This window comes from Ignavibacteriales bacterium (genome assembly GCA_026390775.1).
GTDB lineage: Bacteria > Bacteroidota > Ignavibacteria > Ignavibacteriales > Melioribacteraceae > Fen-1258.
Genome location: JAPLFF010000005.1, coordinates 21,420 through 44,940 on the forward strand (window position 1 = coordinate 21,420; position 23,521 = coordinate 44,940).

The 23,521-nt window shown below is 33.4% G+C and carries 16 protein-coding genes and 1 tRNA gene; 5 read left to right on the plus strand and 12 right to left on the minus strand.

Going from position 1 to position 23,521, the window contains the following annotated elements; all coding sequences use genetic code 11:
• Positions 1-42: 42 nt before the first annotated feature.
• The 10 genes from NTZ27_04625 to pyrR all read right to left on the minus strand — a co-directional run bounded on the left by NTZ27_04625 (position 43) and on the right by pyrR (position 13,913).
• The gene (locus tag NTZ27_04625; GenBank protein MCX6174024.1) at positions 43-1,059 is read right to left on the minus strand and encodes a guanosine monophosphate reductase; all 1,017 of its coding nucleotides are present in this window, start codon (positions 1,057-1,059) and stop codon (positions 43-45) included.
• Between the two features lie 112 nt (positions 1,060-1,171).
• Positions 1,172-2,239 carry an N-acetylmuramoyl-L-alanine amidase gene (locus NTZ27_04630; GenBank protein MCX6174025.1) on the minus strand — a complete coding sequence of 356 codons (1,068 nt, stop codon included), beginning with the start codon at positions 2,237-2,239 and terminating at the stop codon, positions 1,172-1,174.
• Complete coding sequence (locus NTZ27_04635) at positions 2,218-5,742, minus strand: UvrD-helicase domain-containing protein (protein ID MCX6174026.1); 3,525 nt, start codon at positions 5,740-5,742, stop codon at positions 2,218-2,220. The genes NTZ27_04630 and NTZ27_04635 overlap by 22 nt, the downstream gene beginning before the upstream one ends.
• A complete protein-coding gene (locus tag NTZ27_04640; GenBank protein ID MCX6174027.1) occupies positions 5,742-9,482 on the minus strand; it encodes an ATP-binding protein in 3,741 nt (1,246 codons plus the stop codon). The genes NTZ27_04635 and NTZ27_04640 overlap by 1 nt, the downstream gene beginning before the upstream one ends.
• Positions 9,483-9,567: 85 nt before the next feature.
• Positions 9,568-10,011: a DUF4783 domain-containing protein gene (locus NTZ27_04645; protein ID MCX6174028.1), complete on the minus strand. Its 444-nt coding sequence runs from the start codon at positions 10,009-10,011 to the stop codon at positions 9,568-9,570.
• A gap of 95 nt (positions 10,012-10,106) precedes the next feature.
• The gene (locus tag NTZ27_04650) at positions 10,107-10,940 is read right to left on the minus strand and encodes a hypothetical protein (GenBank protein MCX6174029.1); all 834 of its coding nucleotides are present in this window, start codon (positions 10,938-10,940) and stop codon (positions 10,107-10,109) included.
• Positions 10,941-11,128: 188 nt separating this feature from the next.
• On the minus strand, positions 11,129-11,413 hold the full coding sequence (locus NTZ27_04655) for an amidohydrolase family protein (GenBank protein MCX6174030.1): 285 nt from the start codon (positions 11,411-11,413) through the stop codon (positions 11,129-11,131).
• Positions 11,414-11,416: 3 nt separating this feature from the next.
• A complete protein-coding gene (locus NTZ27_04660) occupies positions 11,417-12,418 on the minus strand; it encodes a dihydroorotase (protein MCX6174031.1) in 1,002 nt (333 codons plus the stop codon).
• 15 nt (positions 12,419-12,433) lie between these two features.
• Positions 12,434-13,354, minus strand: coding sequence for an aspartate carbamoyltransferase catalytic subunit (locus NTZ27_04665; GenBank protein MCX6174032.1), 921 nt, complete (start codon positions 13,352-13,354; stop codon positions 12,434-12,436).
• 10 nt (positions 13,355-13,364) lie between these two features.
• Positions 13,365-13,913, minus strand: a complete 549-nt coding sequence (gene pyrR, locus NTZ27_04670; protein ID MCX6174033.1) for a bifunctional pyr operon transcriptional regulator/uracil phosphoribosyltransferase PyrR — start codon at positions 13,911-13,913, stop codon at positions 13,365-13,367.
• Between the two features lie 368 nt (positions 13,914-14,281).
• On the opposite strand from pyrR, the gene NTZ27_04675 reads away from it, so the two are divergent.
• Both NTZ27_04675 and NTZ27_04680 read left to right on the plus strand, forming a co-directional pair.
• A tRNA-Pro gene (locus tag NTZ27_04675) sits at positions 14,282-14,356 on the plus strand.
• 66 nt (positions 14,357-14,422) lie between these two features.
• On the plus strand, positions 14,423-14,920 hold the full coding sequence (locus tag NTZ27_04680) for a YajQ family cyclic di-GMP-binding protein (protein MCX6174034.1): 498 nt from the start codon (positions 14,423-14,425) through the stop codon (positions 14,918-14,920).
• A gap of 67 nt (positions 14,921-14,987) precedes the next feature.
• Here the strand turns inward: NTZ27_04680 and NTZ27_04685 are convergent, their stop codons facing one another.
• A complete protein-coding gene (locus NTZ27_04685; protein ID MCX6174035.1) occupies positions 14,988-18,230 on the minus strand; it encodes a carboxypeptidase regulatory-like domain-containing protein in 3,243 nt (1,080 codons plus the stop codon).
• A 377-nt stretch (positions 18,231-18,607) separates the two neighbouring features.
• On the opposite strand from NTZ27_04685, the gene NTZ27_04690 reads away from it, so the two are divergent.
• Genes NTZ27_04690 through NTZ27_04700 form a run of 3 tightly spaced genes read left to right on the plus strand, consistent with a single transcriptional unit; the run spans position 18,608 to position 22,468 of the window.
• Positions 18,608-19,813 (plus strand): ectonucleotide pyrophosphatase/phosphodiesterase, encoded by a 1,206-nt coding sequence (locus NTZ27_04690; GenBank protein MCX6174036.1) that lies wholly within the window; start codon positions 18,608-18,610, stop codon positions 19,811-19,813.
• Positions 19,806-21,101, plus strand: coding sequence for a pitrilysin family protein (locus tag NTZ27_04695; protein MCX6174037.1), 1,296 nt, complete (start codon positions 19,806-19,808; stop codon positions 21,099-21,101). The genes NTZ27_04690 and NTZ27_04695 overlap by 8 nt, the downstream gene beginning before the upstream one ends.
• 5 nt (positions 21,102-21,106) lie before the next feature.
• Positions 21,107-22,468 carry a pitrilysin family protein gene (locus NTZ27_04700; GenBank protein MCX6174038.1) on the plus strand — a complete coding sequence of 454 codons (1,362 nt, stop codon included), beginning with the start codon at positions 21,107-21,109 and terminating at the stop codon, positions 22,466-22,468.
• On the opposite strand, the gene NTZ27_04705 is transcribed toward NTZ27_04700, so the two are convergent.
• Positions 22,461-23,498, minus strand: a complete 1,038-nt coding sequence (locus NTZ27_04705; protein MCX6174039.1) for a hypothetical protein — start codon at positions 23,496-23,498, stop codon at positions 22,461-22,463. The two genes, NTZ27_04700 and NTZ27_04705, sit on opposite strands and share 8 nt — an antisense overlap.
• Positions 23,499-23,521 lie beyond the last annotated feature (23 nt).

The window sequence follows — 23,521 nt, forward strand, 5'->3', positions numbered from 1 at the left end:
ACGCTGCATGCAACGTCTCTTCTAAAGAAATTGTATGAAATATTATTTACGCGGCAATCTTTCCAAATAAGAACTTGTGCTGAGAACACCGAACGTATTTATCTTTTTCAATTCTTCTAAAGATTCACAATTCAAATAGCTCATCGCACTTTTTAATCCATCCGATATAGCATTGATAACACTCTTAACCGCTCCTTTATACGGAACCATTGTTTCTTCGCCTTCAATAAATTCACCTTTCATTTTAACACCAAACGAAGCGGATCCGCGGTACTTTTTCCAAAGCTGATCGCTGTATTTGATAACTTCTCCCGGTGTTTCTTTTGTCCCCGCAAGCATTCTTCCAAGCATTACAATATCTGCACCGGAAGCCAAAGCTTTTACAACATCACCGGGACTTTTTATACCGCCATCCGCAATTAATTCTATCTTTAATTTTTGTTCCTCGCGTGCAAAGTAAGTATCTAACACGGAAGAAACTTGTCCAATTCCAATTCCCGTTTGAACTGAAGTAGTGCATACACTTCCGCCGCCTATACCAATACGAACTGCATCTGCACCGGCATCAACAAGCTGTTTCAATGTTCCGCCGTGCGCAATATTCCCGACAATTACTTTTACTTTGTATTTCTTTTTTATCTCTTCACATTTATTAAGTACATGAGCATTGTTTGCATTTGCGGTATCAATACAAACAATCAAATTGTTCGCTGCAATTTTTTCCAAAAGCTGATCTTCAGCAGTTAAGCTGACAGAAACAGCTTGAATACCTTCAACAACATTTCCTTTTGAAAACAATTCACTTAATGAAGAATCAAATCTATTGACAATTCCGATACATCCAGAATTAGAAAGTTCTTTCGCCATAGCAATTCCGGTTACAGTATCCATTGGACTTGAAACAACAGGTACAGTTAATTCCTTTTCAAGAAATTTTGATTTTATATTTACTTCCAATCTGGTTTTGACGCGTGATATTTCTGTTGGAATTAAACTGATGTCGTCATAAGTCAAAGAAAGCGAATAATTGTTTAGTTCATGTTTAGAATAAATTTTCATTTTTGAACTCCAAGCTTAAACAATATGATTTTAGTAATTCTTTTATTTCCGGAGTTGAATCTATACAATTTTTCTTTTCAAATCTCTATGTAGCAAGAATAGTGAGTGTGACCTAGTCTGTAGGATTAACTTTCATAGAATCACTAATCACAATATTTTTTCGATACGGGAACGAATGGTTCCCGTTTTTATTTGCTGCAATAATTCTGATCGGGTATGTACCGGGCTTGATTATTTCTGTCCTCACTGAAACAACATTTGTTGTTTTATCAAATGAAAATTCTTTCTCTTCTTTGTTAAAATAAATTTGAATTGACTTAGAATTTATTCCAACAGAATCTTTGAGTACAAATGAAGCATTCAATATGTTATTATCTAATCTCAAACTATCCTGAAGAAAATTAATTTCCGGTCTGCCGGCTCGAAAATATTTAGCAAGCCCTCTAAATATTCCCCATGCCTGAATCTGGTTAAACTCCTCATTATTCAAACGAAGTTCTTCAAAGTGATTTGTGTGGAAAGCACATTCAACAAGTACTGCCGGTATATCTGTTTTTCTTAGTACGGAAAATCCTTCACCCGGATAGATATTGTAGTCACTATATGTGCCGTCAAAAGAACCAAGTCCTCCCGGAGTTCTCATTACATAAGAAAGATCGCGCTGAATGTAACGTGCTATATCATGATTACAAGGTTCATATTCGTAATCAGTTTCTCTTGCATGAAAATAAGTTGAAGTGTAGTTGGTATAATTGTCTTCTGTTTTCCCCGGTGCATTATGATGAATGCTGATAAAAATTTCCGCGCCACTATTATTTGCCCATTCAGAACGATAAGCAAGTTGAACTGTAGTGTCTTTATCTCGCGAGATAATTACAATAGCACCGGCTGCTTCAAGATATTTTTTTAGATTTAAGGCAACTCGTAAATTAACGTCAGCTTCTATCACGTCTCCTTTACTATTTTTATTTTTTCTATCTTCCCCGCCGTGTCCTGGATCTAAAAATATTTTTCTTCCGCTAAGATATTGGGAATAATCTAAAATTGTTTTTTCTCTTTCGTTAATATTTTTCCAATCTGTGGGATATTCGTAAAGTGGAATGATTGGCTTGGACGAACAGGCAACCAGGAGTATTGTTATTAATAAAGTAAATATTTTTACGAAAATATTTTTATGCATTTGTTTCCTTCCAAAGCGTAATGACAAGAAGAACAATGATGTAAGTTTGGTTCGTAATCACTGTTGTAAATCTTACGGATACTTTCATCCAGCTCACTACTGTATTTATCCAAATCAGTACGATTAATATCTTTTACAATTAGTTCATCGGTAAATTTTAAGAATACTAATCTAAGCTGAAAATTCTTATATGATTTATAAAGCTTTGATAACACATAAGCATAAAATGTAAGCTGTGGTATATAACTTTCCACCCGGGTATTAAGTTGATCATAACTAATATTGTCGGTTTTGTAATCTATAATAATCAATTTATCTTTTTCAATAATTAGTTTGTCAATAATGCCGTAAAGGTAATGTTCTTTTTCTTCGCAATATACTTCGAACTCGTTTTTATAATTATCACTTTTAGAAATCGTTTGATATGTATTTGAGTCGTAATACTTTTCGATTTCTTTCAATAAAGAAATCTGAAAATCATTTCTTTGCAAATCATTTGCGAATGATTCCAGTGATAGATGAGTCGTTAAATATTTAGATAGTTCTTCTCGGGAAACTTCCTCTTTCAAAACAGTGTGGATTAATTTCCCTTTCAATTGTGCATATTGCCGTAATTCATCATCTTCAATTTGACTGAATTCGAATTCATTCGACCTTTCTTTAACAAGATTGTAAATCGTTGAGAATCCCAACTCATAAGTAAGCTGATACTTAACCGGGCATTGAGTAAATATTGATATCTTAGTCGCTGATATTATCTCACGTTTAGGTCTATCATAAATTTTCTGAGTGAGAATAATTTTTTCCTCGAGAGCAGACTTCTTTTTGATCTCTATTGTTTTAACTTCTTCAGTCTCTCTAATAATCGGGACATTCAATGAAACGTTTTTATTATAAAATTTATATTCACCATCCATCAGTTTCATGAATTGAACTTTGGAAGATAAATTAAGTTCATTCGCAGAATAATCAGCATTGAGTCCTTTTAGTATTAGATCAAGAAAAGAGTTTTTATTCGGTTCTTCTTTTTTCAATTCTGCACTGATAAATAAGTAATTCTTAGCACGTGTCAATCCTACATATAAAAGCCGTTTTATCTCAGCAAGATTTTTCCGGTAAATAATGTAATTATAGAGCGAGACTATCGGAGCCATATCATATTTATTGAAATAATTTCCATTTGTAGGAACTTTTGCAATCACTCCAAAATTTTTGTCGCAGATCAATGATTTCGATTTTACAGAACTATCTTTTACGGTATCGTTGCAGTTGTAGAGGAATACAGCTTTAAATTCTAATCCTTTCGCTTGATGTATCGTTAATATCTTTACTGAGTTTTCATCGCGTGTAACTTGTGCTTGCCCTTCGTCTTCATGGTCTCCGATTGACTCACGCATCGAAACGGTGAAATCGTATAAATTCTTAAAACTCTTTTGGGTAAATGCCCGCGCTAATAACAATAATTTTTCTACATTTGCTATTTCTTGAGATGAATTCTTTTTAGATGCAATCACAGCCCAGTAGCCGCTTTCTAAAAGAATTTTTCTGATAAGCGAATAAATCTCGGTGCTGGATGCAATTAGTAAATTTTCGTTTAATCTATTGTAAACTTCTTCTAATTTAGAATTTTTTCCTAAGCTGTTCATTAGTTTTTCATAAAATGTGTCCCCTTCTTCTAGGGATATTTTATAAAGCTGAAGATCGGAAATATTAAAAAATGGTGATCGTAATATTCCTATTAATGCGGAATTATTTTCATGCTTCAGTAAAAAAGAGAGATAATTATAAATATCATAAATGATTTGGCGTTGATAGAATCCTTTTCCGCCGACAATAGAATAAGGAATATTTTTCTTTACAAACACTTTTTCCAATTCTGCAAATGAATCACGTTTACGGCAAAGTATTGCAATATCTTTTAATTCAACTTCTTTATCAGAAACCAACTTGGAAATCTTTTCTGCTACAAGATCATATTCTTCTGTTTCAGTATCTGCTTCAGATAATAATATTTCAACTTTGCCAATTTCATTTTCATCTTTGGCACAAACCAACTCGCTATGTTCAACTTCGTTAAAAAAATGATCCGGATTATTAAAGAGGTTTGAAAATATTTTATTGATAAACAGTACAAGTGAAGGTGCCATTCTAAAACTGTGAGGTAAACTTAGTAACCTGCCGATTTTTTCAGTTCCGCAAATTTCTTTTTTTGTTTTATTGAACACTTCCAGTTCTGCATTACGGAACATATATATACTTTGTTTCTCATCGCCAACAACAAATAGATTTCCGCTGCGGAGATTATCCAGAATAGGCATGAATATTTCATATTGCAGTTCATTAGTGTCTTGATATTCATCTATCATTATGTAACGAAATTTTTCCCGAAGATATGTTTGTACTTCTTCTCTTTGAAGAACTTGTTGAGTAAATATTAAAAGATCTTCAAAATCGAGATAACCTTTTTGTTTTTTCTTATCAGCATATAATTTATTTGTACTATTAAAAAATTTAAGAAATGCTTTGCCAATTCGAGCTAATTCTTTTTCCGGTTTTCTCCCTTCTTCTAAAGAAAAGAAAGGAATAAGTTCTTGAAGAAGCAAATTGATTGCGTCTGATTGCTTATGATATTCTTCGTGTCCTTTATCCAAATAGTCCTTTATACGAACCGTGTATTTTTTTGTAAGTGCAGAATCAACTAGTCCTTTTAGAAGTACTATTTGACTGACAGAAGATAAATTAGGACGAAACTGATTTAGAACATATTCGGTATCTAATGCATATTTATTGGTTTTGTTCTGTTTAAGGACAAAGTCATTTATTATTCTAATCAATATTATAATTTCTGAAATCTTTGCGGAGAAAATCTTATCGAAAACAGTTTCGAATTCTTGACGAAAATAATTTGCTATTTCATTTTCTGATCTTAAATATAATTTCTTGGAAATCTGGTCAATCGTATTCTTTTGATTCAGTGAATTCTCTAATTGCGAAATGAACGCTTTTTTAGAACCGAAATAACGGATGATATATTTTAATTCTTCTGAACTTTCCGGGTTTTTAATATTAGTGTTTATTGAATCTTCAACGCATAACTGAAAAATTTCATTTGCTGTTGATTGATCAATAACATTAAAGTTTGGATCTATTTCTGCTTCAGGGGAAAATTCCTTTAAAATGTTAATACAAAAAGAATGTATCGTTGATATATTGGCTGAAACTAATTGTCTTCTTATTTCCTCAAGTTTCTTACGCTTGCCGGAGTTTTCTTCCGAAAGAATTCTTTCGTCTATTTCACGAGCAATCTTTTTATTAAGCTCGCCGGCAGCTTTATCGGTAAATGTAATTGCAACTATACTTGATAGATCTATCTCCTCATTTAGTAAGATCTCGACAAATCTTTTAGATAGCACAAACGTTTTTCCTGAACCGGCGTTAGCAGTCAACGAAATGTGATTCTTATAATCGAATGCTTCTTTCTGTTGTGGAGTTAGATCGAACATTATTCAGCTAAGGGAATTGTTAATAAAAATGTAGTGCCGGCATCTGATGTTGATTCTACAGAAATATTTCCTCCGATATTATCAATGAATTTTTTTGCCAAGCTCAATCCTATTCCCATACCTTTTGTTTTAGTAGTAAAGTTTTCATCGAACACCTTACTAATATATTCTTGGGAAATGCCTTTTCCATTATCTTTTATTCTCAAACGACAATACCCATTGTCCGTATCAATAGTAACAGTGATAATAGTTGAATTAGCTTGGATGGAATTTCTTATAAGATTTACAATTGTTCTTTTTAGATGATCTTTATCAGCATTAATAAATATTTCAGATTTTTTCGTATCAAATATTATTTTCCTCTTTTCTTCAATAAATAAATTTAAGGTTTCTTTTATAATAGAAACTGCATCAAATTTTGAAATGCTCAATTTAGGCATTTGTGCAAAGTTTGAAAATTCTGATGCAATATTTTTAAGTATCTCTATTTGTGTGATGATTGATGAAGTAACTTTTTCAAAAATAGAATTGAACTTTGGTGATTTATCTTTATGCGCCGTAATCAATTGCTGAACATTAAGTCTCATCGGTGTAAGAGGATTTTTAATTTCATGAGCAACTTGTTTTGCCATCTCTTTCCAAGCTGTCTCTCTTTCAAATTGCGCAAGTTCAATTTGACTCTGCTTAAGTCTTTTAACCATCGCATTGAATCCATCTGTCAAATCCTTAATCTCACCGCGTGTTCCGCAATTAATTTCAACATTCAAATCTCCTTCGCCAACGGATTTTGTTCCCCCGGTTAACCGTCTTATCGGTGAAGATATTTGTTCTGCAAGTATGGTGCTAAATATGGACAGAAGAATTCCAGCCAATGAAAATATTCCGAACAAGATAATATCAAGTTCAATATCAGATAAAGGAAGATCAACCTTATTAAATAGATCGGAGACCTTGATTATATATTCGTCACCGTTAATTGAAGAACGATGATAAATTGAATTGATCGCGTGATTCTCAAATTTTTCTTTCTCATAGTAATTTTGATTTACACTTAACATGGCTTCATTATAAACCGGCGCCGGAAGCGTTTTGGGAAGCAATCCGATTTCGTTATAAATATTATTCGTACTATAGATCATATTAATATTACTGAAAAGAGAATAGGAAATATTAATATCAATCGCCGCCTTTTCATATATAAGTTGTGAATTGATGTTTGATTCTGTAGAATAAAGTGATAAATATGACTCAACTTGTTGAGCAAGTTCAGTTAATCTTTTTGTGAGAAGTTCGGAATTTTTTTCTTCTGTCAAGTTTCTAAAGTAAACGGCAACCAAAATTAAAGGGATCAAGGAGACAATCATAAATGCGCCTATTAGCCGTGTTCGATATGCTGATAGAACAATTATAGTTTGTTTCATTTTTACGATAGAGACTATTAATAATATGGATAAAATGATTATCGTGTGAATAAAAAATATTTTAAAGAAATCAGTTAGACTCCAAGAAAAGTTTTTTTCTTCTACTGCAACTGCAATTATTTTATGAATTGAAGGTGTGTTTATTTCAAGAAGATAGAAAAGATAGTTCTCATTATTCAGTTCAAGATTCATCCACGCTTCGTTAAACGAAGTAAACTGTGCGTTAAGAATAGAATGCTGACTTGAATCCGATAAAGTTATGTTACCGTAAGATCGTACAAGTTCGCCGTTATGAAAATCAAATATTTTTAACTTATCATAGTCAATAGCTGAGGCAATACCTGCTCTCTGTGGAATTAAAAATTTTGGTAATTCGGCATAATGAAAATAATCTTCATTATATATTGCTGAAACTAGAACATACCCGATGATTTTTTCTTCTGATAGAATAGGTGAAGTTCCAATAAATGTTACTCTATCACCGAACATATTTAATTGCTTACTTATTTTTAAGCTATCCCCCGATTTCTCAATAATTTGCTGCAGCTTATCGGCTAATAATTCATTAGATGATGAAAATCCGCCTAGATATTTTTTTTGATCATCATAGAAATATATAGAAGAGCTAAGCCCTTCTTTATAAAGCATACTGTTTGTCCAAACAATAAATGCATCCGCCGAAAGATCTGCATCATTGAAAAATGAATTAGCAATTTTGTCGCTGGTTTGAATTTCACTTAGAGTTTGATAAACCATAAACTCAATCAAGTTCTCATCTGTTCGGGTGATATCGTGAGCCGTAGTTTTTAATGATTCCCTTTCAATTTCGGAATTGTAGAATGTTAATAAACTAACCGATAGAACTGAAGCAGCAAATGAATAATAGACATAATGCAGTATTGATTTCTTTCCAGCATTAAGAATGATTAGTGAAAGCAAGAAAGTTATAGTGATAAAAATAATTCTAATTAACGGAGTTCCTTGAGGTTCGCTTTGTATCAGATCGAACAGCCATCCCGAGATTTGGATAATTAAAAAGTATATCAAATAAAATGTGAACCTTTTTTTAGGGAAAAACTTCGGCTTATAATTTAGAATTAACAGAATAAGTATTACTGAAAATAAAACTACCGATGATGCAAGTAATAAAATATTCAAACACATTAGCAAAACAGATGATTCGGGAATTAATGAAAAATCTTTGAAGTACCTGATATTTGAATCAAAAATCACACTTCTAATTGATGCAGCAAGTCCGCGGTAAACCAATAAATAAATAAACAGCGAAAAGATTAAAGTAATAACGTGAACAACTCTTTTTTTCTCTTTTAGTTTATTCTCATAATAATATTCGAGAAAATAATTATATCCTTTAATCACTGCTGTAAGTAAAAAAAGGACAGTAATAGTAAACTCAAGTGGAGAGCGGACAATCCCATACCCAAAAACTGAGGAAAAATTTGAAGAATCTGTTAGCGAATTAAAAATCAGTGAAGAAGGTATTTCAAAATAGAACAATGCAATCCGCAGTACTGCTAGATAAAAAGTTAATAATAATATTTTAAGAACCTTGCTTTTAACTTTGTTAAAATAATCTTTACCGAAGAATCCTAAAGTTAATAGAGCAAAAATTAGAGATAGTGATTGCATCAGCCATATCTGATTCTTTATCAAATTGATAGAAGTTTCTAACGATGGTTTATCAAATGTTGCAATGCCAATTTTATTTTTGAAATTATTTAATAGCGCATAGGAATATTTTCTACCATCTTTGGAATTTTTAGCTAACGGTGAATAATCAATATTTATTCTCACAGAAAGTTTTTTGGATAAAGAATCCGGAAAGTTCTCGAATGAATTATATTTATTAGATAGTGAAAAATGTTTCTCGATTGGAGTACTTATTACAATGGTGTAGTCGTGGTTACTAATTTTTAATGAATCACTAAATGATAAGTATGAAATAAGTTTTTTCCCGCTAAAAAAAGTTTGTCCGTAATAATACTTTACATTTGATATGCTTTCTTCATCCATTACCGGTTGAGCATTCCATCCGATTAATATATTTGAACCATTGTATAATTGGATCAATATTTTTTCGTTATCATAAATAGAAAACAGTTGAATGATCTTTTTGTTATCAACATTCGTGTAAGATAATATCTTTGAAAGAGTTGGTTTAATTGAATCGAACGATCTAATAAGCAAATCTGATTTTCTGTCTAATGCTCGATCAATATTCGTTTCAGTAGATTCAATTTTATCGGTTAATATAGTTTCCCAATTATTTCTTTCTTTATTGATAAAGATTGGAGACAAGATTGCAGATATAATAAATATCAAGAATAGAATTAAAAATAGAGTTGTAAATATTAGTTTCCGATTCAAGAATTTGTTTATCATTCTAGTTAATTGTTATCTGAGAAATTTTCCACTCGCCATCAATGAAATGCAGTGAGATAAAAACAATTGAGCTACCTCTAACTCCCTTTGTGCTATATTTTAAGATTCCGGATGCAAACGGAGTCGCAGTTTCAGTAACAATATTAGTTAACTTGAAGGATGTAGGTTGGTATATACTTAGAAAATCTTTTATTACATAGTAAGATTGATTTGTGCTGTAATAACCAGATGCCCCATTTGAAAGACTTAGATAATTCTTAATCCCAAAATATTTTGAAAATTTGTCAACTGTTGCACCGGCTACCCCTTCTTCAATACGTAAGAAAACTTTTAAGGCATTTTTTCCGGTTGATCCTTGTGCTTTAATTACCACCGAATTAAAATTAAGAATTAGCAGCAAACTACTTATTAAAAGTATGACTCTGTTTTTATTATTTGATTTCATTTTCTTCTCTAATCTTACACCAAAATAATTAAAAGAAATAAAAAAGCATACCATTAAGGTATGCTTTTTCAACAAGGAGAAGGAATGCATCGAGGTTAATATTTTCTTTCAACTTTGTCTGGTACTAAATTTCTTTTCGATGAGAGATTTCCTCTCTTTAATTCCCTATTACCTTCAACTAACTGATACGCCCAATCAAATACCATTCTTTCGTTAGTAATGTTTTTGATCCTTACTTTGGCAAAGTGATTATCCCAAGTCCATATTACATAAGTATGGCCAACTATTGCTTGAGTATATTTTACATTTTCACCTTGTTTAACAGGAATCCATCCACCAATAGGCGCATAACTGATATCCCATATATCTTGTGTCAGTCCCATATCTTGAAGATCAGAGTCAACCGCCCAGACATTTAGATAAAAGGTGCCGTTATAATTTTCGAAGAACATATCAGCGTTAGTATCATTGTAAGATAAAACGAGGTATTTACTAAAATCATAACCGGCATTATTTGGAGATTTGTTATAATCGAAAATTGCCTGATTAAATCCTTCGGGACGTGGTGTATCATATACAACATCTTCACTTAAATCGCTTTCGTTGCCGTTATAATCATATGCACTTACTGCATAATAATATGTTGTTCCATTCTTAGCTCCATCATCAATAAAATGAGTACTCTGTGTACTGCCTATTAAAGTATATTTTCCATTATAGGAATAACTGTAATAAACATTGTAACCCGCAACATCTCTTTCCGGATTTTTATCCCAATAAAGATCAACTCTGTTATCTCCGGTTACTGTACTTATATTTATTGGTTTTGAAGGCGGTGTGTTATCGTAATCATGCAAATGATCACAGCCAGTTATCAATAACATGGTGAGTAAAAATATTCCGCTAAAAAATAATCTTAAGGTTTTCATAACATCCTCCGTAAATTTCTGATTATGATAGTACAATCATAATGCCAATTATCTTTCTAATTATTCAGAGGTAGAACTTGCTTTTTTAGTTCGATTTTGAGGTTAAATACTTTACTGAAGTTTAAGGGAGGGATAGAACAATCAGAGTTGTCTTGTTGATTGAACAGCACTGAACATTTTTTTGAATTTTATATTGAAGTAAATTTATCTTCGAAGAACATTTTACCTTTGTTAATCACAGCAATTGATTTACCTGTCATAAGACGTTTATCAAATGGTGAGTTTTTCGCTTTGGATTTAAATTTATTTATGTCAGCAGTCCATATCTGATCAGGATCAAAAATTGTAAGATTAGCAACCTCACCTATTTTTATTTGTGGAATTGGAATGTTTAAAATCTTTCTGGGATTAATTGCCATTTTCTCAATTATCTGAGAAATGGTTAAATGTTTTTTATGAACTAACTCACTCATCACTCAACTGAGTTCTGTTTCAAGTCCAATTATACCATTTGGTGCAAAAATAAATTCCATTTCTTTTTCTTCTATGGCGTGAGGGGCATGATCACTTGCAATACAATCAATCGTTCCATCTTTCAATCCTTCAATCATTGCTTCTACATCTGTTCGTGTTCGCAGCGGAGGATTCATTTTGTAATTCGTATCATAAGTTTTTAATAAGTCATCAGTCAATGTAAAATGATGCGGCGTTACTTCAGCAGTAACACTAATTTTATTTTTCTTTGCTTGTCTGACAAGCTCAACAGATTTTTTCGAACTGACATGAGCAATATGAACTTTACCGCCGGTAAATTCAGAAAGCATAATATCTCTCATAACTATGAGATCCTCTGCAACCTTCGGAATTCCAGGTAATCCTAATGTAGTTGAAGTTAATCCTTCATTCATTACACCGTCTGCCATTGATTCGTCTTCACAATGTTCAATGATAGGAGTTCCAAAGTTGATAGAGTATTCAAGAGCATTTCGTAAAACACCTGCGTTCTTAATAGCAACACCATCATCAGAAAACGCAACTGCACCGGCTTCGAATAATTCATACATTGGTGAAAGAGCTTCTCCCTTTCGTGCAAGAGTAGCTGCAGCAACAGGATAAACATCAACTAAGTGATCTTTGGCTTTCTCTTTAATAAAACGTACAATTTCTGCTGAATCTATATTTGGATCCGTATTTGGCATACAAGCTACTCCGGTAAATCCTCCGGCGGCGGCGGCATTGCTTCCTGTTTCAACAGTTTCTTCATCCTCTCTTCCCGGTTCTCGTAGGTGAACATGCATATCAAAAAATCCCGGGGAACATAGTTTATTATCAAAATCAAAAACTTTCGATGATTTGAAATCTGCTTCTTTCAGTCCATCAATCTTTTCAATAATCCCGTCGTTAATCAGTAAATCACTTTTTTGATTTAATTTTTGTTCCGGATTTAATATTAAAACTTGTTTAAGAATAATTTTCATTTCTCACCTTTTGGCTTAATGCATTGTACCGAGTAAGTATAAAACCGCCATGCGAACAGCAACACCATTAGTAACTTGATCAAGAATTACTTGATACGGACCATCAGCAACTTCAGATGAAAGTTCAACTCCGCGGTTAATTGGTCCGGGATGCAGTATTACAATTTCTTTGTTAAACTTTTCTATTCGATCGGAAGTAATTCCAAAATATTTATGATACTCTCTTAACGAAGGAATTCTTGTTCCGGCGTTTCTTTCAAGCTGAATTCTCAAAACGTTGAGAACATCGTTCTTCGTGATAGCTTCATCTATGTTTGTAAATATTTTCACACCTAATGATTCAATTCCTAAGGGAATCATTGTAGCAGGTCCGCAAACCGATACAATAGCACCCATTGATTTCAAACCAAAAATATTTGAAAGTGCTACACGGCTATGAGCAATGTCCCCAACTATACAAACTTTTAGTCCTTCAAGTTTACCAAGACGTTCTTTAATCGAATACATATCAAGCAATCCTTGAGTAGGATGCTCGTGGAGACCATCTCCCGCATTAATGATATTCGCTTTAGAGATTCGAGTTAAGTATTGCGGCACACCGGCTGATTTATGACGAACAACTATCATGTCTACTTTCATTGCTTCAATGTTACGGACAGTATCTTTAAAAGTTTCACCTTTTTTAACGCTGCTTGTCGAAGTGGAAAAATTTATTGTATCGGCTGAAAGACGTTTCTGAGCGAGTTCGAAAGAGATTCTTGTACGTGTAGAGTCTTCATAAAAAAGATTTACTATTGTTTTCCCTTGAAGTGTCGGTACCTTCTTGATCGGCCGTTCAAGAACTTCTCTAAACGTAGTTGCAGTATCAAGGATCAATTGAATATCTTCTTTGGGTACACCATTTAGACCTAATAAATGTCTGCTTGATAATGACATGATTCTCTCTCTAATTTTTACTTGGAGCGTTAACTAAATAAACAGCATCTTCACCGTCTGTTTCTTTTATGCGTACACGGACTTCTTCATTAATTGATGTTGGAATATTTTTCCCGACAAAATCTGCGCGGATTGGTAATTCTCGGTGACCGCGATCTACTAAAACACAAAGTTGAATAGTATTTGGCCGCCCAAGATCCATTAATGCATCAAGTGCCGCACGAACAGTTCTGCCAGTGTAAAGAACATCATCAATAAGAATTACATCCCGATCATTAATATCAAATGTAAAGTTGGTTACAGAAATTTCCGGTTGTTTAAGACGTGTCCGGAAATCATCGCGGTAAAGAGTTACATCAAGTACACCATAACTGGGAATTGATTTATCAATTTCTGTAATTTTTTGTTTGATTCTTTCTGCAATAAATTCACCGCGAGTTCGCATACCAATTAGTACAAGGTTTTTTGATCCTTTGTTCTTTTCTAAAATTTCATGTGCAAGGCGGGTCAGCGTTCTGTTCAATCCTTCTTCGTCAATAATTTTTGCTTTTATATCCATAGGGTTAGCCTCTGGCTAATAAAAAAAATCCTCGTTGACTTTTCAGTCGCCGAGGTCTCAATTTTGTTTCCTATTTTAATTTTGTTTTTCATCCCTTGCCTATCTCTCCGGATAAAGTTAAAGGAAAATCTCTTGCGTAAAGTTAGACTAAATTCGATTTATTACAAAATAAATTTAAAACTATAAAAAAGGCCACGTATTTTTCGCAAGCTGAGCATGGCTTATATCTGTAGCGATAATCAAGAAGAACTAAACAATTAAAGAAAGTTTTTTATTATTATTTCACCTTTAAGTGAAAGATTTTTTTCTATTCAAATCTTTCGATTTTTTTATCAATTCTAAAAATTTTATCTTTGCCCCGTTAAATACGGGGTGTAGCGCAGCCCGGTTAGCGCGCTTCGTTCGGGACGAAGAGGTCGGGAGTTCGAATCTCCCCACCCCGACAAAAATTTATTAACTAAATTATTAGAAAATAATTTATCTCATTGATTAAAGTCAAGGAGCAATTTATGGCTTCAAATCATTCATTTGATATCGTTTCGGAAATTGATTTTCAAGAAGTAGATAATGCTTTAAACCAAGCTGCTAAGGAAATTCAACAGCGTTATGATTTAAAAGACTCTAACACGGAAATTATTCTAAACAAAAAAGAAAAATTAATTACACTTAACACAAAAGATGATTACTCACGCAAACAATCTATAGATATTCTGCAGACAAAATTTATAAAACGCGGAATTTCTATTAAGGCATTGAAATTTCTTGAACCGGAACCCGCAGCGAGCGGAAGACTGAAACAAGTGATTAATCTACAAAGCGGAATATCTAAAGAAAATGCCAAGCTGATTACGAAAATGATTAAGGAAAGTAAGCTCAAAGTAAATTCACAAATTCAAGATGAACAGATAAGGGTACAAGCTCCTAAAATTGATGACCTACAAGCAATCATGAAACTTGTAAAAGAATCCAATCTAGATTTCCCCGTGCAATTCACTAATTACAAATAAATTCGTTCCTAAAATAAAGAACCCCGATAAAAATCGGGGTTCTTAATAACTTCTATTCAATTAAGAATTAGAAAGCGTATCTAGCTCCTAACTGCATTTGCCAGCGTGAAGAAAGATCACTAAAAGAATATGCTGTACCGTTTACTGGTTTTGAAAAACTATAAACCGGTACGTTAGCATTTCCGTTATAAGTAACTCTTCCACGATATGAAACGATATTATAAGTATCATTACCACTAGCAACGTCTTGTACTTGACCCCAACTTGGATTAATTAAATTGAGAACATTTTGAATATCCAAATAAACTAAGAAAGCTCCCATTCCCCAAAGGTCCGGGATTGCTTGTTGGATATGCATATCAAGATAATATTGCCAAGGCGCGGTAGCTCCATTTCTTTCAGCGATTTTACCACGATTCTGACTTAAGTAGTCATCATTTTTAATGAAGGCATCAAGGTCAGCAAATGTAGTACCTGCTGCTGTTGCCGGAACAAATTGATTATTTGTAATTGATCCTAAAAGAATTTCATTAGCGTTTCTTGGAATGTAGAATAAATCATTACCAGGATAATTATCACCATTAAGATCAGTAGTACTTGTACCAGTAGTAATTGAAGAACCACTAGCACAGAAAGCGAATTTTCTTCCTGACTGACCATTGTAGAATAATGATATTGTTGTTGGAGCGTTCTTCAAGAATTCCCAAGTGAATGAAGCTGAAATAAATGCTCTATGTGTAATTTCCCAATCACTAGTTGTTAGTGGTGGAGAATTTGGATCTCCGGCTACTGCCAAGTATGCCATTTGAGATTGAGCTTGAGAAGAAGTTACGCTGTTACGGTCAAAAGCCTGCATATAATTATAAGCAGCACTTAGCGAAAGACCTCTTGCAACACTTCGTTGAATTTGGAAAGACAAATTATATTGATAACCATCACTAGTATTGTATGTTTGAAGTACATCTGTAAAATTGTTGTTCTTTAAGTTTTCTCCACCGAAGATAGGTCTCCCTATTGTGCCGTTTTCCAAACCTCCGTTCGGTAATCTAGTATAGCCGATTATCGGGTTCAGATTAAGTTTTCTATATAACATATCGTTAATCGTTTTTGAATATAGAAACTCTACAGTACCAACAAAGTCAAGTGGTAATTGTTGATCAACGGCAGCATTTAATTTCAATAGTTGGGGCATCTTAAGATTAGGATCTGCTAAATCAATTTCAGATCTAACACTTGGTGCACCAAGTAATGGGCTTGAACCTGCAGTATATTGGTTAGTAGGATCCGGCCTGAAAACTAAATTTGTTCTTGCGGTCTTCAGGTCAATTTGCTGTGTCAACATTCCTGAATTACCATAGTTATTAGAAATCCATACGTATGGAACGCGTCCGGAGAAGATACCAAGACCACCTCGTAATTGAGTTGTTCTATCACCGGAAACATCCCAGTTAAAACCAACACGTGGTGACCATAACATATTTCCTGTAGGAGCAGTACTGGTGTTAATTCCAGGAAAATATTTTGATACTGAGTCATTTTGTGCCGGACCTGTGGGGAAGGTTGGTATATCAACTCTTAATCCATAAGTAATCTTCAACTGAGGTAATACTGCCCATTCATCTTGAATATAAAACCCTAATTGAGCAACATTGAAACTAGCAGCTGGTCTACCATTTTGATCACCAAACCTTGCATATGTTCTCGTGTAACTTGCTGGAAGGTCGGCCTCAAAATCTGCTAAACTATTATATGAATAATTTCCAGCAACATTTCTTATATATAAATTTGTGAACTTGAAAAATTCATTGTGAGTACCTAAAGTAATCGTATGATTACCTGTATAGTATGAGAAGTTATCTGTGAATTCTATAACATCTTGGTCGAGTGCATTCGCAGCGGAGTAGTTGTCAAGACCAGCTGTCATTGTAAAAGTAGTATTCAATTCTTTAACTACGACTAAAGGTGTAATACCACCAGTTGCAGTTCTTTTTTCTCTGATTGTTGTATAACCAAGAATTAATTCATTAGACATATTATTACCAAAATGGCTATTCAATAATAATGCTGTTGAGTTAGTTGTACTGTTGAAACGGTAATTATATGAGTCGAAACTCATTGATTGAGTTCCTCTTCCTGATAAATTATCTTGATAAGCATCTACGTAATTATGTCTTAAAGTTAATTGATGATTATCTGCTAAGTTGTAATCAAATTTTATCATAAATTTTGTGCTAGGAGCTTTTCGTGTAAAATCAGCAGAACTTCCTGGCTCCATTCCTTTAGCTCTTAAATCAGCAGCAAATTGATCAACCTTTGCTTGTAACTGAGCAGGAGTGTTGGCACCAAAACCAGCTTGTAAAGATGGAGTAACTACGGGTCTATTATCAGCTGTCATTTCACCATTAACAAAAAAGAAAAGTTTATCTTTCATAATTGGTCCGCCCAGCCTAAAACCATATTGCGAACTTGAAAAATCTGTCACTGCAACATCCTGACCTGTAGTGGGATTTCTCTGACCGGTAAAAGCTTGATTCCTTCCGTAGAAGAATAAAGAACCATTGAATTGGTTAGTACCGGAACGTGTAATTGCATTAATACCTGCGCCCGTAAACCCACTTAATCTTACATCATAAGGTGCAATAACAACTTGAAATTCCCGAATAGCATCAAAGCTTATTGGGTTAGCTCCAGCTGAACCACCAGGTGTACCCGATGAAGACAAACCGAAGATATCGTTGTAAGCTGTTCCGTCAATCTGGATATTATTAAATCTGCTTGATCTACCTGCAGCTTGAAGTGAAGTTCCCGAGAATAGTGGAGACAATTTCGCGAAACTAGCGAAAGTTCTATTAAGTGTAGGAATTTCTTCAATCTGTTTTAGAGATACGTTCTGAGCAGCACCTGTTCTTGCTTGGGATAGGACCGCACCTTTTTCTGCAGTAACTGTTACACCTGTTAGTTGAACTGCTTGTTCCGGAAGTTTGAAATCGATTTTCAAGTTCTGACTTAATGCCAAAGAGAATCCTTCTTCAACTTGAGTTGTGTAACCGACAAATGAAACTGTTACTTTGTATGGACCGCCAACTCGTAAGCCAACTAAATTATATTTTCCATCAAGTCGAGTTGATGTTCCAAACTGAGTTCCTGTTGGTTGATGAATTGCAATAACATTAGCGCCCGGTAATGCATTTCCAATTTGATCAACTACAGTTCCGTTGATCGATGCTGTAGTTTGGGAATACATTAACTGAGAGCTAAACAATACAACCGTAAACAGGGAAAAAGAAATCAATTGTTTAACTTTTCTCATACATTACTCCTTTTAGGGTTAGTGAATTATAAATTAAAGCGGATTTTTTATTAGAATGATTTTTATACAGATGATAAAGATTACTAACATGTGTGTATGAATTCATTTTTAGATTCATAGAGTATAAACTTTAATTAACTCACTTCTTTTAATCAATGAGTTGATTGGAGATTTTTTTTACACTGGAAGATATGAAAATCTTATTAATGTCAAAAGGATTTAACAATTTTTTAATTTTCTAAAAATCCACTTTTTGTTCTCAACAAAATTGGAATTTCTTAGTTTAAAAACTATCTTTTCATCCATCTCATCTGTAGAATCTTAATTTTAACTTATACATTCTTATATTTACCTTTATTATTAGCAAGGATTACCAAATGAAAAAATTGATCATTTTCTTATCGCTATATCTATCTATTTCTATTTGTGTTTTTGCAGGTTCAAAACCATATGTAATATTAGTTTCTTTTGATGCATTTAGATGGGATTACTTAAAAAGAGAAATTACTCCCAACCTTGATAAGATTAAAGTAAACGGAGTATCCGCTCTTTCACTGCGTCCAACATTCCCATCAAAAACCTTTCCAAATCATCAGTCTATAATAACAGGAATGTATCCGGCTCATCATGGAATTATTGCTAATACTTTCGGCGATCCTTTCAATAAAACTATTTATAGAATGGGAGATACGAACGCTGTTCGAGATGGCAGATGGTACTTAGGAGAAGCATTTTGGGAAACTGCTGAAAGACAGGGAATAATAACTGCAAGTTATTTTTGGCCTGGGTCAGAAATTCTTATCCCTTACCGGAGACCAACTTATTATGAGAAGTATGTTCACGAACGGCCATACGTGAAACGTGTTGAAGGTGTTATTGATTGGTTAAAATTACCAATAGAAAAAAGACCTCATTTTATTACAGTCTATTTTCATGAAACAGATACACAGGGACACAAATTCGGTCCAGACTCTCCTGAAACTAATCAAGCAATTAAAACTCTTGATAATATTGCCGGATTGCTTTTCCATAAACTAGATGAAATAAAAATGCGTGATAGTGTCAACGTTATTTTTGTTTCCGATCATGGTATGACTGAAGTCTCACAAGAACGGACTATTAATATTGAAAAGATAGCTGGTTCGCCTGATTGTAAATTTTTCGACGGCGGTCCAATCATGTTTGTTGAACCGAAAAAAGAAAAGGTCAACGATGTTTACAACATTCTGAAAAAAAATGAGAACCATTACAAAGTTTACTTACGCAATGAAGTTCCGGAATATTATCATTTTAATGATCATCCTTTTATTCCTCAAATAGTTGTTGTTGCCGATTTAGGTTGGACGGTTCTTTCAAATAGAAAATCCGACTTGGATGGAAAAGGAAATCACGGTTATGATAATAACCAACTAGATATGCATGGAATATTTTTAGCAGTTGGTCCAAATTTTAAAAAAAACTACCATGCAGGAACTCTTTGGAATATTGATATCTATCCTTTACTATGTAAAATTTTTGAAATCTTTCCGCGAACAAATATTGACGGCAAGCTGGATCGTATAGAGTTTATATTGAATGATTAATCCGACAAACCAATTGATGACAAAAAACTTACTCAAAATTGATTACGAGAAATATTCTCTAGCCAACGGATTACAGGTGATTCTTTATCCCGATCTTTCAATTCCTCTAGCTGCAGTTAATTTGTGGTACCGAGTCGGTTCAGCTAACGAGAGAAATGGTAAAACCGGGTTCGCTCATTTGTTTGAACATATGATGTTTCAAGGTTCACAGAATGTTCCTAAAGAAGGACATTTCAAATTTATACAAGAAGCCGGCGGAAGTTTGAACGGTTCTACAAGTTTTGAACGGACTAATTATTATGAAACTGTTCCTGCAAATTATCTTGAACTTGCTTTGTGGTTAGAATCTGATAGAATGGGATTTATGCTGCCGGGATTGAATCAAGAGAAACTCGATAATCAAAAAGATGTTGTAATGAATGAGAGACGGCAGCGATACGAAAATCAACCGTACGGATTAGCATGGGAAAAATTATTTTCAAATTTGTTTTCTCAAGATCATCCGTACTCCTGGCCTACAATCGGTTGGATGGATGACATTGCAAAATTCGAACTTGATGATGTAAAGAAATTTTTTGAGAAATATTATTCACCAAGCAATGCTTCTTTAGTAATCGGCGGAAATTTTGATAACTCCAATGCTAAAGATCTTGTTGAAAAATATTTTAGTGAGATAAAAGGAACTGTACCGATTCCGGAGATTGAGGCACAGAAACAATCTCGAGACAAACCCAAAAAAATAACTTATGAAGACAATGTTCAACTGCCAAGGATCTATCTTGCATGGCACACAGTTAAAGCATTTCAAGAACATGATGCAGTACTCGATCTGCTTTCGGATATTTTAACGTCATCAAAAAATTCCCGGCTTCACAAATCGCTTGTCTTCGAAAAACAAATTGCCCAGGATATTTCATCGTTTCAATATTCCGGAAAACTTGACGGTTCATTTATAATCGCATCAACGGCAAAGCCGGGTATTACTCTTGAAAAAATTAAAGATGAGATCACAAAAGGAATTGATGAACTAATATCCAAAGGCATTACTGAAAATGAGTTAATGAGAGCTAAGAATAATATCAAGTCTGCTTACATCTTCTCATTGCAAAAAATTGATTTAATAACAGATCATATTAATCACTATAATTTTTATCTGAATGAACCCGATTCATTTCTATTTGATCTTTCGCGTTATGAACAAGTAACTCGCGAACAGATTATAGATGCTGCACAAAAGTTTTTAACGAAACCACTTATCGAACTAAATATTATTCCTAAAACGAAGTGATGATAATGCTTAACAGATCTGTTATACCTACACCTGCAAAAGAATTGTTATTCAATATTCCAGAGATAAAATTTTTGAAACTCGGAAATGGTATTGATATAAGTTTTGTCCACAAAAAAAAATTACCAATTGTTTATTCCGAGATAATTGTTTTTTCCGGCTGCAGGTTTGATCCGACAGAAAAAAAGGGATTGGGATATTTAACTTCACTTTTGATGGATGAAGGAGCCGGAGAATTTGATGCTCTTCAATTAAGTGAAGAGTTTGAAAAACTTGGTACCGTATTTTCTGTTTCAACCGATCATGATACCGCCATTCTTTCCATTTTATCACTAACCGAAAATTTTGAGAGATCACTTGAGCTAGTTTCCAAAATTGTTCTGAAGCCACGGTTTGAGGAAAAAGATTTCCAGCGTGAAAAGAAAAAAGTCTTAGACAGAATTCTTCAGTTAAAAGATGAACCTTCCTTTATTGCTTCATCTGCATTCGAGCATCGTGTCTTTGGTGATTCATACTACGGATTTCCGGAAATCGGAATTGCCGAAAGCGTAACAAGAATTTCTAATGATGATGTTAAAGATTTTTTTGCGCGGACATTCACTTCTTCCAATGCAAAAATTGTTAGTGTCGGAAATTTGGGAGAAACAGAAATTGTTAAACTATTCAATAAATATTTCAACGAATGGACTACTTCATCAGATAACAATCAATATTTTAAAACTCCACTGCGTAATAAAACATCATATTATTTTATTCACAAGTCTGATTCCGCACAAAGCGAAATCCGTGTTGGGCATATTTCTAATAAACGGAACTCAAATGATTTTATTCCTACAAGAATTATGAACACTATTTTAGGCGGACCGTTTTCAAGCAGAATAAATTCAAACTTGCGCGAGAAAAGAGGATTTACTTACGGGGCTAATTCTTCTTTCCATTATTATAAAGAAATTGGATTGTTCGAAATTTCAACAGCGGTAAATATTGAAAACACTGGTGAAGCAATTATTGAAATTTTAAAAGAGCTGAACGGGATTCGCGAACATATCTCTGATGAAGAAATAAATTTTGCAAAATCTTATTTGATAAAACAGTTTCCTTCGCGTTTTGAAACATTGAATCAAATTGCAAACAATCTTGAGTCACTATTAATTCATTCACTTCATGTAGATGAACTTATTAATTATACAAAGAAAGTTAAATCAGCTACTAACGAAGAAGTAAAAGTTTCTGCCATTAATAATATATTACCGGATGAACTGGTTGTAGTTGCAGTTGGTGACCGTAAAAAAGTTTTTGATCAGTTAAAACAAATCCCTGGAGCAGAACCAATTGAATTAGACTTGCAGGGAAACTTCCTCACTTAGTTTTTACACCAACAGTATTTTTTGCAAGATATGTTTTTGAAAGCGGAATGATCTTATTACCCTTCTTTTTAATTTTTTCAATCTCATTCTGAATTTTTAAAAAATTATCGAATGAACTGAAAAAAATTTTCTGATGTACTCCCGTTGTGTCCTCGCAGTAAAATTTAAACTTTGAAACCAGTTCTGAATCTTCCTGTGCCTTTAATTCTATTAACTCGGAACGTGGATATAGAAAAATGCTTTGGCGTTTAAAATCATCTCGAATATAATTATAGATTGGAGAATTATACAATGTGGAACTTTCATCTATGATGTATGCTTTAGCATCTCTAAAACTGGAAACAATATTTTGCATCGAACCGCGCAGTAATTCCTTTTGATAATCGGATTTTAATTTCATCTTAGGATCGCTGATATCATTGTTCAATAAAATTGCATATTCTTTCGTGTAATCTTTAAGAGAATCAGCTTTGATGACCAAATCATGACCCGGAACGACAGTGCAAGAAAGCGGATGGTGAATACTCAAAAAGTTGTTAAAGTTCTTTTCGCTCAGATCGAATACATCATTTATTACAAATGAAAGCTCATTTCTCTTTCTGATAATTTCTTTATCAGGAATTAGTGTTGTTTTCAATTTCAGAACTTCATTAGTATAAATACGAATCTCAGTTGTTCCGTATATCTTTTTTTCTTCTGATACGAATCCGGTAATGTCTTTTTCAATAACTTTATTAATATCTTTTATGATTAGTGGAACAGGCATATCTGCCGGAATTTTTACTACGTACTCGGTCTTTACAGAATCATAATCTGCGGACTTATATTTTTTTCTTGTTATCCACTTAGTTTCAATTCCATATTCATCAAGAACTTTAAAGAAAACGGTTTCGATTTGAAAAACTGAAAGCTCATGAATTGCAATTACTTTTTTGGGTTTTTTGAGCGACTCAATTGTAATGTTTACAATAAGTAGAATTACCGCTGCGGCTACAAGATATTTAATAAATTTTTGTTTTTGGTTTGTCAAATTATTGATCGCAGCACAGATTC

What these genes read in the sequence shown, in the direction of transcription:
- NTZ27_04625 (MCX6174024.1), bottom strand. Translation starts at nt 1,059, where the DNA reads ATGAAAATTTATTCTAAACATGAACTAAACAATTATTCGCTTTCTTTG.
- NTZ27_04630 (MCX6174025.1), bottom strand. Translation starts at nt 2,239, where the DNA reads ATGCATAAAAATATTTTCGTAAAAATATTTACTTTATTAATAACAATA.
- NTZ27_04635 (MCX6174026.1), bottom strand. Translation starts at nt 5,742, where the DNA reads ATGTTCGATCTAACTCCACAACAGAAAGAAGCATTCGATTATAAGAAT.
- NTZ27_04645 (MCX6174028.1), bottom strand. Translation starts at nt 10,011, where the DNA reads ATGAAATCAAATAATAAAAACAGAGTCATACTTTTAATAAGTAGTTTG.
- NTZ27_04650 (MCX6174029.1), bottom strand. Translation starts at nt 10,940, where the DNA reads ATGAAAACCTTAAGATTATTTTTTAGCGGAATATTTTTACTCACCATG.
- NTZ27_04655 (MCX6174030.1), bottom strand. Translation starts at nt 11,413, where the DNA reads ATGAGTGAGTTAGTTCATAAAAAACATTTAACCATTTCTCAGATAATT.
- NTZ27_04660 (MCX6174031.1), bottom strand. Translation starts at nt 12,418, where the DNA reads ATGAAAATTATTCTTAAACAAGTTTTAATATTAAATCCGGAACAAAAA.
- NTZ27_04665 (MCX6174032.1), bottom strand. Translation starts at nt 13,354, where the DNA reads ATGTCATTATCAAGCAGACATTTATTAGGTCTAAATGGTGTACCCAAA.
- pyrR (MCX6174033.1), bottom strand. Translation starts at nt 13,913, where the DNA reads ATGGATATAAAAGCAAAAATTATTGACGAAGAAGGATTGAACAGAACG.
- NTZ27_04680 (MCX6174034.1), top strand. Translation starts at nt 14,423, where the DNA reads ATGGCTTCAAATCATTCATTTGATATCGTTTCGGAAATTGATTTTCAA.
- NTZ27_04685 (MCX6174035.1), bottom strand. Translation starts at nt 18,230, where the DNA reads ATGAGAAAAGTTAAACAATTGATTTCTTTTTCCCTGTTTACGGTTGTA.
- NTZ27_04690 (MCX6174036.1), top strand. Translation starts at nt 18,608, where the DNA reads ATGAAAAAATTGATCATTTTCTTATCGCTATATCTATCTATTTCTATT.
- NTZ27_04695 (MCX6174037.1), top strand. Translation starts at nt 19,806, where the DNA reads ATGATTAATCCGACAAACCAATTGATGACAAAAAACTTACTCAAAATT.
- NTZ27_04700 (MCX6174038.1), top strand. Translation starts at nt 21,107, where the DNA reads ATGCTTAACAGATCTGTTATACCTACACCTGCAAAAGAATTGTTATTC.